This window comes from Sporolactobacillus putidus (assembly GCF_014647035.1).
In the GTDB taxonomy this organism is placed as follows: Bacteria; Bacillota; Bacilli; order Bacillales; family Sporolactobacillaceae; genus Sporolactobacillus; species Sporolactobacillus putidus.
This window is the reverse complement of the sequence record NZ_BMOK01000007.1, coordinates 49058-62219: the sequence shown is the minus strand read 5'-3', so window position 1 is coordinate 62219 and position 13162 is coordinate 49058. Positions and strand designations below refer to the sequence as shown.

At 47.3% G+C, this 13162-nt stretch carries 8 protein-coding genes; 2 read left to right on the top strand and 6 right to left on the bottom strand.

Annotated features, from left to right (window positions below; genetic code table 11):
- Window positions 1–241 precede the first annotated feature (241 nt).
- Complete coding sequence (locus IEX81_RS09605) at window positions 242–604, bottom strand: hypothetical protein (protein WP_188802870.1); 363 nt, start codon at window positions 602–604, stop codon at window positions 242–244.
- Window positions 605–1098: 494 nt separating this feature from the next.
- Here IEX81_RS09605 and IEX81_RS09600 point away from each other — a divergent pair, with 494 nt between their 5' ends.
- On the top strand, window positions 1099–2121 hold the full coding sequence (locus tag IEX81_RS09600) for an LCP family protein (protein ID WP_188802869.1): 1023 nt from the start codon (window positions 1099–1101) through the stop codon (window positions 2119–2121).
- Between the two features lie 230 nt (window positions 2122–2351).
- Here the strand turns inward: IEX81_RS09600 and IEX81_RS09595 are convergent, their stop codons facing one another.
- The 3 genes from IEX81_RS09595 to IEX81_RS09585 all read right to left on the bottom strand — a co-directional run bounded on the left by IEX81_RS09595 (window position 2352) and on the right by IEX81_RS09585 (window position 6424).
- Window positions 2352–4568, bottom strand: a complete 2217-nt coding sequence (locus IEX81_RS09595; protein ID WP_188802868.1) for a heterodisulfide reductase-related iron-sulfur binding cluster — start codon at window positions 4566–4568, stop codon at window positions 2352–2354.
- A 35-nt stretch (window positions 4569–4603) separates the two neighbouring features.
- The gene (locus IEX81_RS09590) at window positions 4604–5578 is read right to left on the bottom strand and encodes an electron transfer flavoprotein subunit alpha/FixB family protein (RefSeq protein WP_188802867.1); all 975 of its coding nucleotides are present in this window, start codon (window positions 5576–5578) and stop codon (window positions 4604–4606) included.
- 81 nt (window positions 5579–5659) lie between these two features.
- The gene (locus tag IEX81_RS09585) at window positions 5660–6424 is read right to left on the bottom strand and encodes an electron transfer flavoprotein subunit beta/FixA family protein (RefSeq protein ID WP_188802866.1); all 765 of its coding nucleotides are present in this window, start codon (window positions 6422–6424) and stop codon (window positions 5660–5662) included.
- A gap of 1262 nt (window positions 6425–7686) precedes the next feature.
- Here IEX81_RS09585 and IEX81_RS09580 point away from each other — a divergent pair.
- The gene (locus IEX81_RS09580; RefSeq protein ID WP_188802865.1) at window positions 7687–8865 is read left to right on the top strand and encodes an acetyl-CoA C-acetyltransferase; all 1179 of its coding nucleotides are present in this window, start codon (window positions 7687–7689) and stop codon (window positions 8863–8865) included.
- A 71-nt stretch (window positions 8866–8936) separates the two neighbouring features.
- Here IEX81_RS09580 and IEX81_RS09575 read toward each other — a convergent pair whose 3' ends face one another.
- A complete protein-coding gene (locus tag IEX81_RS09575; protein WP_188802864.1) occupies window positions 8937–11699 on the bottom strand; it encodes a glycoside hydrolase family 3 N-terminal domain-containing protein in 2763 nt (920 codons plus the stop codon).
- 118 nt (window positions 11700–11817) lie between these two features.
- The gene (locus tag IEX81_RS09570; RefSeq protein ID WP_373292364.1) at window positions 11818–12849 is read right to left on the bottom strand and encodes a HoxN/HupN/NixA family nickel/cobalt transporter; all 1032 of its coding nucleotides are present in this window, start codon (window positions 12847–12849) and stop codon (window positions 11818–11820) included.
- Between the last annotated feature and the right edge of the window lie 313 nt (window positions 12850–13162).

Below are 13162 nucleotides of genomic sequence, written 5' to 3'. Positions count from 1 at the left end.
ATCATGAATATTTTTTTGCCCGTCATCGTTCACGCCTCTGTCAGGACATCAAAACAGTCCAGCAGCGATGCATTGCTCAACCCGCTCTGTTTTCTAATTTCACCGAGTGTCCCCTGAACGATCAGTCTTCCCACTCAACGTCTGCAGCCAGTCTCGCAAACTCTTGTTAAACAAAAAGAGGCCGTTCCATAGACAGCCTCTTTACATCCCGTCTCTTATCCTTATCCTCCCAGAGATCAAATTACCGGCTGATCACGGTGCATCGTCTCACGCCGCGTCTGATCAGGCGCTCGGCTTCTCTGAGGCTAATTCGTACAAGCACCGCTTCATCCGTCGTGTCTTCAACATCAAAAACCGCAAACGCTTCTCCGGCGACAATCAGCACACAAGTCAAGACTGCATTGCCGGTTGGAATACGATTTGAGATCTGACAGCGCTTGACACCTGCCGCCAGCAGGATACTTGCCTCCCGCCCGGAGATTTGGATAAACACAAATTCCGACAGATTGATCGCATCCACCTCAATTTCAACGACAAGGAAGAACATGTTCCTGATCCGAACGACACAATTTGCACCGATTGCCACCACATTTTGCGCACTCATTTCGTTCACCTCCCTCTTAATACTATAAAATGCAAAAAACGCAATTAAGTTTGGACGAACAGTAGATGGTAAATGTGTAAAAAAAGAGGATTGATTCCCGATTTAACAAATTTGTAAGATCAGGCTGTAATGGAAGCGATACTGCTCCTTTTTTGAACTGTTTCCGGCGAACCAATTTTCGCTCGCCGTTCTTCTACGCTATTGTCTATCGACTATCCGGCAGCGATAATGGTTGCTTTCTGTCAAAATAAATCGAAAGCGACCTCTCTTATCCTTGAGTTTCAGGCGAATATTTAGAAAGGAATATTTTTCAGGAGACATATTCAGATTCTGGATATTCCGCGTTCCATTCACAAAACCCTATAAATCTCTTAATCGGAATAGTTCTATCTCCTTATAAGTGAAATCGTTTGAATTTTATACACTGAATCAGCTTAATTCTTCATAGAATAAAAAATCTAAAACACTATGGATAACCGGAAAAGGAGCAGGAAATGTTACAAAAAGAATTAGATATGAAATACCGCAAGCAAAAGCCTAAAAAGAGTCACAAACGTCTGCGCTATGCTCTTCTGATTCTCGCCATATTACTTCTTAGTGCGACAGGCTTCGGAGCTTATGCCTATCAAAGACTGAATCCGCAAAATCATTTCAAAAATCTGCAGGCTATCGGTGGCAGCCCGACAAGCAATTATAAAGCGAAGTCCGGCGTATTCAATGTGCTTCTGATCGGGACCGATGCAAGAAAAGGGGATCCCGCTGGGCACACGGATTCAATGGTCCTCATTAATGCCGATCTGAACAAGCATACGTATAATCTCCTTAGCATTCCTCGAGACACACGTGTTTATATGCAAGGATACGGCTATACGAAGCTGACAACCGTTCAGTATATTTCTCAGATAAAACATGGAACTCAAGCGGGTATTGTTGATACGGTGAAAACCATCTCAAACCTGACAGGTGTTCCGATCAATTTTTACGCGGAAACGAACTATTGGGGGCTTCAGTACATGGTCGACGCGATCGGCGGCATTGACATGAATCTTCCTTTTGACGTGACATTGACACATCCTTGGTATGCCGAAGATAACGGCCTGACCTTCAAAGCCGGTACCCATTCACTCAATGGAAAGATGGTTACCGAAATCGTTCATGAACGTTATTCACTGCCCGGAACCGATTACGGCCGTCAGCAATTGCAGGAAGAAGCGCTGATCGGCATTGCCAAAAAAATCGTCCAGCCGGCTAATGTGACCAAATATCCAGCTCTGTCGAATTCACTTTCCAATTTTCTTGTCGCAACCAATATGAGTCAGGAAGATATGATCAGCATGGGGCTTGGCATTAAGAGCGATTTTCATCCGAATCAGCAGATTCATTACCGTCAGGTCAAAGGAACCAATGTTGTCATGTACGATGATGTGCTTCAGGCGAATAATGATCAGGTTGTCCTTGATTCCGGCCAGCTTCAATCCGTTGTTCAGCAGTACTTCACTCCAGATGCAAGCAATTAATTTATTATAATTCCTGAAAAGCCGAAGAGGAGAGCCACTATTGCAGCGCTCTCCTCTTCGGCTATATACAGCCATTATTTTTCAATCTCATGGGTTACGGCCTTGGATCTTCTGCAATTCAATGAATAAAGGGTCTAAATAACCCTTGGCTCTTTTTTTGAAACAGGGCAACAGATTCTAAAAAACGTTCAAATTGAAACAATGCCTGACCCCCTGAACTGCTGCAACCATTAGACCGGACCAAAGACCGATTCTGCTAAAAGCTCAGCGATGTCTTTCGTTTTGACCGATTCCTCAACGCCCTTCATCTTCGTTCCATCGGACAACATGGTCAGGCAATAGGGACAGGCGCTGCTGATAACGGTTGGGCGAACCTCAAGGGCTTGTTCCGTACGCGCTAGATTCACACGCTTGCCGGCGCCTTCCTCCATCCACATTCTCCCCCCGCCGGCTCCGCAGCACATGGCGTTCTCCCGTGAACGTTTCATTTCGACCAGTTCCGCGCCCGGAATTGCCCTTAGGATATTTCGCGGTGAATCAAAGACACCGTTATAGCGGCCTAGATAACAGGAGTCATGGTAGGTGATCCGCTCTTTCACGAAATGTCTGGGCTTGAGTCTGCCTTCCATCACCAACTGTTCGAGCAATTGCGTATGATGCAGCACTTCCGCTTTCAGCCCGAATTCCGGGTATTCATTTTTAAATGCATTGAATGTGTGTGGGCAGGCCGTGACAATCTTTCTGACATGATACTTTTCAAAAACCGCAATATTTTCCTTGCAGAGCTGCTGAAATAAAAACTCGTTGCCTAAACGGCGCGGCGTGTCGCCAGAACCTTTCTCTTCGTTGCCGAGCACAGCAAAATTCACACCGGCTTCATTCAGCAGACGGACAAACGAACGGGTGACTTTAATACTGCGGTTGTCGTAAGAGCCCATGCTGCCGATAAAAAAAAGATAGTCAAAATCCGGATTCTCCCGGACTGTAGGGACGCGCAGCCCTTCCATCCATTTCGACCGGTCGTTGCGGCTCATTCCCCACGGATTGCCTTGCCGTTCTATATTCTGCATCGCCCGCTGCCCTTCCTGAGGCACTTTCCCTTCCGTCAGCACCAGATAACGGCGAAGGTCAATGATCTTATCAACATGTTCATTACCGACCGGGCACTGATCCTCACAATTGCGGCAGGTCGTGCAGGACCAGATTTCATCTTCTGTGATCACGTCCCCAATCAGATTCACATCCTTGATATCCTTGTCGGTTGTTTTTCCCCAGGAAAATTTATGCCACGTGATCGTCGGTTCAATATCAGTAACCGGCCGATGCAGAAAACCGGCCGGGTCCGTATCAGACACCGGTTCCGATACCCCCCCTGTCCCCGGTGTTGCTTGTGCAGCCGCTTCTTCAGACATTTTTGCCATCGGCCAGGTCCCGTTCGGATCCGGTTTACTCCGCAGGACATGCGCGCCTATGCCGGCATCTAAATTGGGAATCCACGGCGATTTTGAAGTCACTGCCGACCCTTTTTCCGTCAGATGATCCCGCATCTTCGTAATCAGGTGCATTGGGGACAGCACCTTTCCGGTCGCTGCAGCTGGACACATATTCGTACACCGTCCGCATTCGACGCAGGCGTAAAGATCGAGCAACTGAGTCCGCTCAAAGTCCTCGATTCTTCCAACTCCGAATGATTCTGCTTCTTCATCGTCCAAATCGATCGAACGCAGTTTGCCTGCAGGATCCGTACGATGGAGGAAAATATTAATCGGCGCAGTGATCAGGTGAAAATGCTTGGACTGCGGAATATATAGAGCGAAAGAAAGCAGGATCAAGAGGTGAGCCCACCAGGCGGCATAGTAAAGCACTGCTGCCGAATTTTCCGGTATACCGGAAAATGCCAGGACAATCAGCGAAGATATTGGAGCGTACGGAGACGCTTCTTCACCCATCCGCACATGGTCAAATCCTAAAGTAAACAGTACCGCAAGCATCAGAAAAAAGATAAAAAAAATCACAAGGCTTGGTTTCCATCCTCTTTTCAGACGTTTCAGTTTCTCTCCGTAGCGCCGATAAAAGGCATAAGCTGCGGCAATCAGTACCAGGAAAACCGTCAGCTCCTGTAAAAATTGAAAATAGCGAAACCCGGGAATTGGCAAGTGGCGGCCGGTCAGTCCCCTGAGAATAATGTCCAGCGCCCCGAACTGCAAAATAATAAATCCATAAAACATGACAACGTGCATGATTCCGCTTTTTCGGTCTTTTAGTAATTTCTTTTGGCCGAATACTTGCGAGAGAAGGGCCATTGTTCTTTCTTTTAAATTTTTACGCAAAACGGCCGTTTTTCCCAGTTTAATATAACTGTAACGATGGTAGATGACTTTGACTGTCAGATAGATTCCGCATCCGGCTACGAGCAGGAAGAGGAGGAACTGGATCAGCTGCCACATAGCGCTCAACTCCCATATAGATTAAATGGAATGTATTATCGTTTTTCCAATAAGACTTTTTTGAATGCTTCCGTTAATTTGGGTACCACTTCAAACAAATCCCCGACAATACCGTAATCGGCGACTTGAAAGATCGGAGCTTCCGGATCTTTATTAATCGCCACAATGAGTTTTGATTGCGACATTCCCGCCAGGTGCTGAATCGCGCCTGATATGCCGCAGGCAATGTATAATTCAGGAGTCACAACTTTGCCTGTCTGACCGATTTGCAGGGCGTAGTCACAGTAGCCGGCATCGCAGGCCCCGCGCGATGCTCCGATCGTGCCTCCGAGAACATCGGCCAGCTCCTGAAGCGGCTTGAAACCTTCGGAACTTTTCACCCCGCGCCCGCCGGAAACAACGACTTTCGCTTCACTGAGATCAATGCCGGACGCCGTTCGCTGGACCACTTCCTTGACCGTGGATCGCAGGTTCCTGATTTCGACGTCAAGAGGGATGACTTCGGGTGAACCGTCGTTTTCTTCTGGCTGAATGTTATTCGGACGAATGGTAACGAACAGCTTTTGATCCACGAACTTTTTCTTCTGAAACGCTTTCCCCGCGAAAATCGGCCGCACAAAAATCAGATCGCCGCCCGAACTCTGCACATCCGTACAATCCGTGATCAGCCCTAGACCGAGACGGGCCGCAATTCGGGGAGCAACGTCTTTTCCTATTCCCGTATGTCCAAGCACAATCGCATCCGGATTCACCCTTTTAATTACCTGCAGCATGGCCTGCTTATAAGCATCCGGAGAGTATTGTTTCAACTCGTCGCAGGCAACTGCATATACCCGGTTTGCTCCGTATTTTCCCAGTTCTTCTACCTGTCCGCCCTGCACGGTGCCGAACAGGACCGCGGCCACTTCCCCGCCTTCGGCAATCCGTGCGGCGGCCGTTAAACTCTCAAAGGACACATTTCTCAGCCGGCCGTCTTTCTGCTCAGTAAAAACTAGTGTTGTTCTGCCCATTTTACATCCCCCTCTTTACAAGATCAGCAAGCTCCCGTTTTGTTCCGGCCTTTAGAAGAGCCGGAGCAAACCTATTGCGGATCACACAAAGCCGCACTTTATCCGCAAAGTTTCAACCAGTTCCTTCACCTGATCATCCAGTTCCCCGCTCAGTATTTTTCCGGGTTCTTTCTGAGGAGGTAAATAAGTATCGATCACGGAGGTTTTCGCCTTTAAAGCATCCTTTAATCCCAGGTCGTCCGCAGAGAAGTGCACAATCGTTTTTCTCTTCGCTTTCATGATTCCCGGTAGAGAAGGATAGCGGGGTTCATTCAGCCCCTGCTGCGCCGTCGCTAGAATGGGAAGCACGCTTTCCACTACTTCTGTCCCACCTTCTGTATCCCTTTCCGCGGTGACTTGATCGCCTTCCACCTTCAACTTGGTCACTGCGCCGATATGCGGTATATTCAGTTCTTCCGCCACTCGGATCGCGACCTGACCGGAACCGCTGTCAACATCAAAGTTTCCGCCAAGAATGAGGTTGAATGCTTCCCGACGCGCGATTTCAGAAAGCAGTTTGGCGAAAACATGTTCATCGTCCGGAAGGGATTCATCACTGATCAGAATAGCCTTGTCCGCTCCCATCGCAAGCGCCGTACGCAGCGCACTTTCCGAACGCTCCGGCCCAGCCGTGACGACGGTTACCTGCCCGCCATGTTCATCACGAAGCCGGAGTGCTTCTTCGATCGCATATTCATCATAGGGATTAATGATAAATTTTACTTCAGATTCATCAACGGTTCCGTTTTTGATCGTTATTTTTTCCTCAGTATCAAATGTCTGCCTGATACAAACGAGAATGTCCATCGCAAATCTCACTCCTCATCCTTTTTTAAACCGGGCAAGCAGCATCATGAGAATGATTGACTTTTTTTGATCCATCCACTAAGATTTTCGCCGTTTTACCTTCTGAATCCTTCCGGAAACGGTTTTCGGACGCTGCGAAGAAGCAGGAATCAGGTGCCTCGAACTTGGAGAAGATTCTGCCTGTCTCCGCAAAGCCTGGAAAATCGTGAACATGCGGTTCCACATCTCTCCCACAAGTACGTTTTTCAGCTCGGACTTATGCATTCTTTTCAACATATGCATCTTATTTGTCAGTAGACGGATTGGCTGAATCAATAGAGCAAAAGCTCCCACCATTCACTATTTCCGAATGGTAAACGCTTTCATTTTTTGGATTTAAATGACCTCCTGTTCGATTCGATCAGCCTGTCTGAACATTCCGTGCTTCTCGATTTTCGAAATTCACTTATCGTCTGATCCAGCGGGGCCGGATCAATTCTGACTACAGACTCATCCTAAGGGACTCCGTAACCAGTATGAGCTTTGAAAAATGACGGCAGGATTCAGCTTCCGCGGCTTCTCAAGCGATCATTTCTTCGTAATCTCCAAGATTTTTAATTTTTCCGTACGGGATTTGTGAACGATTTGTCAGATGAGTATTGCCATTGGCGTAAATGGTACACCAGCGATCATCAATTGAATGTCGCCATATTTTGTGAAAGGTAAAGACTTGTCAGTGAAAGTCGATGATTTCAGAAACCTGATATCAAAACAGATATTGATATCAGCCTTTCAGGACTGCGGCAGCGCCGGTCTCTGATCGGTACCTGTTACTGCACCATGCGACTCAATCGGAAAGGACGGTATGATAAAAGTTTCTTCACGAATGAAATTCTATAAGCTCCCTAAGCATTTGTCAACACGATTATTGTATTTGTCCAGCAAGAAAAATTCCGTACGGACATTATTCTTATTTTAATTTTCCGTTTCAGGTGCGGGACATGAGTCATTTAATGGGCTAAAAGCGCTTCTGCTGAGAGGCTTCATGTTCATGGATCTAAAAGGAAAATAAATTCCAATTGTTCTAATTTTAACGCGAACAAAATAATTAATACTTGTCGTTTCTTTGACTAGGTTCATTTTCATATCAGAAAAATGTTCACGAACAAAGACGATGAAAAAAATCCTATCGGGTTAAAGTGAGTCATTGTTGTAAAGTAACTTTTTTAATTGCTGAGCGCCGGGCCAGGACGTCTGTAATTTGAAAAAAGGGAGGAAGTTTCATGAGAGAGGTCGTTATCATAGGGGCGGCACGAACTCCGATCGGGACGTTCGGCGGCAGTTTGTCCACTGTTCCGGTCGTCGATCTCGGGGTAACGGCGGCCAGGGAAGCGATCCGACGCGCCAACCTGTCCGCCGATCTGATTGACGATGTCGTTATCGGTAATGTTTTATCCGCCGGACTTGGACAGAATGTTGCCCGCCAGGTTAGTATCTACGCCGGCATCCCTAATACAGCCCCTGCACTGACTGTGAACATGGTCTGCGGGTCCGGTCTGAGAGCGGTGATTTTAGCTGCTCAGACGATTGCGACTGGTGATGCGGATGTGATACTTGCCGGCGGTATTGAAAATATGAGTCAATCTCCCTATCTGCTCAAAAATTTTCGCTGGGGAAAAAAGATGGGGGATGCAAAAGTTGTCGACGCAATGCTCACCGATGCGCTTCTCGATGTTTACAATCAATATCACATGGGCATCACTGCCGAGAACATAGCCGAACGGTGGAAGATCAGCCGGGAAAGGCAGGATGAATTTGCTCTGAACAGCCAAAAAAGGGCGGAGAATGCACAGCTCTCAGGTTATTTCAATGATGAGATCACACCTGTGGACGTGATCATTAAGGGGAAGAAAACAGTCGTCGGCAAGGATGAACATCCGCGTCACGGAATGACCCTCGACAAGCTGAGCAGGCTCCAGCCCGCTTTTAAAGAAAACGGAACGGTTACTGCGGGCAATTCATCAGGAATTAACGACGGTGCCGCCATGCTTATTCTGACGTCCCGGGAGAAAGCCGAAGAAAGGGGCCTTGATATTCTGGCTTCCGTTAAATCTTACGCGAGCGCCGCCCTTGATCCGCAGATTATGGGCTATGGGCCTGTCCCCGCCTCCCGGAAAGCTTTGAAAAAAGCAGAGCTGACCGCCCGCGATATTGATTTATATGAAATCAATGAGGCTTTTGCCGCCCAGTCCCTAGCCGTTCTCGACGATCTTGAAATAGACCCCAAAAAAGTGAACATCAGCGGCGGAGCGATCGCACTCGGCCATCCTGTCGGTGCATCGGGCGCACGAATATTGGTAACACTCTTGTACGGGATGAAACGGACCGGAGCGAAGAAAGGGCTGGCTTCATTATGTGTGGGCGGAGGTCAGGGTACGGCCCTGATTGTCGAACGAAAGTAATCCGTTAAATGCAACGCTGTCTGATCATAAAAAATTCGGTTCTCACCTAAACTTATTCGACAAGATCTTCTTTAAACTTCATTATTCACGTTTGTTCCATTATAAGCCAGTTCAAACCCGTTGATCTTTTCTTCTGTAGTGTGAAACGTTAATTTTAACGTATGCCGGCCCTCCGGCAGCCTGAGGTCAATCGTTTCTCCGTTCTTCCAGTTATGGCAGCCTCCTGTCGCTTTCTCCTGTATCGATCGCCCAATTTTTCTGCCGTCCAGGAAAATATCAAAAATTTGGTGGTCATACCTTGTTGAGATCCTTGGCGTAAAGGAATACGTTCCTTCTTTCTCAACAAAAATGATAAAGCGCATCCATTCGCCGTTACCTGCTTGTGCGGATTTTAACCCGCTGTCTTTTCCCGGGAAGCTTCTAATGTTGACTCCTGCGCTCGCATCGATAAAGTCCGCAGCTCTGATCCGGGTCGCTTCCGATACGCTGATTGCAATGGGTGCTTGCTCTGCCGGCCGATAGTTCTTAAAAGCCTGTGTCTGCAGAATCATTTTTAATATCGGCCGGACATTGTTTTGCAAATCCGTTCTTGTGATCAGCCCTTTTTGCAAAGCAATCATCAAATGATCGGCTGTCGCGCTCCCGGAAGGCATTCTGACGTGGTTGCCGGCCAAAATTTCTTTGTAAAACGCAGCGGTATTATTCCAGTCACTCGTCACGACGCCTTGATAGCCCCACTCATTTCTGAGGATATGGGTCAGCAGGTCTTTGTTTTCCGAAGTGCGAATGCCATTGACCAGATTGTAAGCGCTCATGACTAACCGTGGGCGTGATTCTTTTATAGCTATTTCGAACCCTTTCAAATAAATTTCGCGCAATGCCCTTTCAGACACTCTGCTGTCTGATTCTTTCCGGTTCGTTTCTTTATTGTTGACTGCAAAGTGCTTGATCTCTGCCAAGATGCCCTGAGATTGCACACCCTCAATCAGCGCTGCACCCATTTTACCCGCAATCAACGGGTCTTCCGCCCAATATTCAAAATTGCGTCCGTTCAGCGGGTCACGGTGAATATTCATGCCCGGTGCCAGCCAAATATCGACAGAGTTTCGCAAAGCTTCTTTTCCCGCTGCTTTCCCGACAGCCCGAACCAATTCCGGATCCCAAGTGGAAGCAAGCAAGGTTTCCATCGGCCAGGCCGTTGCCGGATTCGTGATTCTCAATCCCGCCGGCCCATCGGCTGTCTGTACATTCGGAATGCCGTATTCATTGAGGTTCCCGATTCCGCCGGTTCCGCCGGCTACCGTCGCTTTTGTTCCTCTTGAAAGGCCGGCCAGCTGATCGTCTTCCAATTGTTCAATAAAGGCGTCGAGTTTGGCAGGCTTTCCGGCAACATCCTGCAGCATGATTTTCGCCTTTTTCTTGGAAAATCTTAACTCGACCGTACTTTTTTCCCCACTCCCGGTCAAATCGTTTGCTGACTTTGTCTTCATTTTTTTGTGAGCGGTATCCATACGCAGCCGTTCATACGATCCGTCCGCCAGCAGGCGTTTCAGCAGTCTGACGGGAGCCGCGTGCTCTGCAAGCTGTCGGATAATTTTTGTCGCGTTGACTTTAATGATTCTCTGCACGCCTCTTTGATCTGCATCCAGTAAAGAATTACCGATGAAAAAGCGATAGTCTCCCTTCTCTAATAACCATGCCGATTTTTTGATTCGGCCGGTGTCATCATAGCCGGCCATATCTGTTATCGGGAAACTCATCGAGAGGACTTGCGACCGGCCGGGTTTTAATAGTCCGGTTTTCCGAAAAGCAGCCAACTGTCTGGCGGCTTTTCCAAGCTTCCCCTGGGGTGCGCCGCAATAAACTTGAACGACCTCTTTTCCGGACAACTTGCCTGTATTTGTGACTTTCACCGTAATTTTGACGTGTTTTTCTGATTCGCTTAATTTTATTTTTGACAAATGAAAGGTTGTATAGGACTGTCCGTAGCCAAAACTGTAGATAATTCTCCTATGTTTCGGATCAAACGTTTCAAAATAACGGTATCCGTTAAAAATGTCTTCTTCATAATTCACATAATCAGTGTGCTGACTGAAATTCCTGGAGCTTGGGTAATCATCGTAAGAAGCAGCGAATGTATCAACCAGCTTCCCTGATGGATTAACATCCCCGCATAAAATGTCTGCCACGGCATTCCCCCCTTCCATTCCCGGCATCCAGGAGATGAGGACAGACATGTCAGGATAGCGGGAAATCCAGGATGTATCCATTACGCCGGGAATGTTCAGCACAACAGCAACATGTTTAAACCCGGCCCTGTTTATTTTTTCAAGCATGTCAATTTCCTTGTCTGATAAATAATAATCTCCCTTGGCTGCTTTTCGATCAGATCCTTCTGAGGCGTACCGCGAGATCGTAAAAATTGCGGTATCGGCATTTTTCACGGCCTTCTTTAATAGCTCTTCCGATAGCGGCATTTCACCCCTGCCGTCCATCTGAATATAGGCGCTGTACGATTCAATTAACGGCTTATAGAGAAAAATTCTGCCGCCCGATGCCTTGTTTTCCATACCTTGAAGTAAATTGATGTTTTCAGAAGCGTTGGGAACGGATCCCGATCCCCCTCCATACAGATGAAATTTAATTTGTCCGATCCCGAAGAGGGCAACCGCCGCTCCTTTTTTTATCGGCAGGGCATTTTTTGTATTTTGCAGCAAAACCATACCCTCTCCGGCAGCCTTTCTCGAAAGCTCAGCATTTTTCTTTTTCAGAAAAACAGCCCCTCTCTCCCGGCGAACTCCGACATTCAGCAACTTTAAAGGAAACCAGCCCATCGGTTCGATCACCTCGCTGTTGATGTAAAAGGACACGCAAAGGAAGGAGAAAGCGGGTGTTACAGCCTATGCGCACGGCCGATTGTTAGAACCGTTCTTTATTTTTATAGCAGCGAAGTTACGCCCCGTATTGGTCCCACTTTTTTTCGATTCCGAATATCTTCCATATCGCGTAAGAAATCATCCATAGTCCTAAGAATATCACGATCAATCCGCAACCCAGCCAATTGAAAGTCAAGCCTTGAATCCAGTCCCAGAAACCGCCCTTCAAATCCAGCGCCCCCGCGATAATCTGGATCAATTCAGTGCCGCCGATGAAAAAGGCGGCAAGCACGGATATCGCTGTAATCGTCAAGTTGTAATAAATTTTCCGGACAGGTGTATCAAATGCCCATTTGTAGGCTTTGGACATCATGATTGAATCCAGAGTATCCATGAGGTTCATTCCTGCCGCAAACAAAAGTGGAAGAGCGAGGATACCGAAGAAGGATACCGCGTTTCTTGACGCGCCTGCAGAGAGAGCGAGCAGTGCGACCTCGGTCGCTGTGTCAAAACCAAGCCCGAACAGAAATCCAAGCGGATAGACGTGCCAGCTCTTATTAATAAATTTTAATAGAGGCTTGAACAGTTTTGAGAGAAACCCTCTTGAGAGTAAAAGTTCCTCGAACTTCGCGCGATCAAATCCCCTCCGCCTCAACTCGAAAAACATTCTCTGCAAATCAAGCAGAATCATCAAATTGAACAGCGCGATGAAAATCAGGAAGACACCGGAGACGATTGAACCAACCATACCGCCAACCTGTTCGAATAACGGCATATGCTTCTGTGCCCATTGAACCGACAAACCCAGTACCACTGCCATCAGGAACACGACAGTCGAATGGCCGAGAGAGAAAAAGAAACCGACGCCTGCAGGATTGCTTTTCTGCTGAATCAGCTTTCGCACCGTGTTGTCGATAGCTGCGATATGGTCCGCATCGAAAGCATGGCGTAAACCCAGTGTGTAAGCAACAAACCCAAGTCCGATCATCATAGGGTACTGATGTCCCGCAACCATTAATAACATCATCCCGAGTAGGTGCAGGATTAAAGTTCCTGATATAAAGGGCAGCCACCTGTATCCGGAAAGAAAACTCTTGATATTCATCATCATTCTCCTCGCGATTATATCCATAAAGAAAAATTTGACGAAGCCCATTCAGACGCCGGGGCTTTGACTTAATTTTTCTTATACTAAATTCCGCTAATCTTCTTATGCTTTTTTGTATAAAAAAACAAACCACGAAAATGGATCGTCCCTTTCCGGGACGATTAACCTTCGTGGTTAGCATTTCCTTAGTTTATTTATGCCAGCAAGCCGGACCCATTAATCGATCATGGGAAAGTACAACTTTTCAAACGAATTCACAACAAAGCTTCGTGCCTTGTACTCCAAGATTACATCACCCGACATTTTTAGTAAA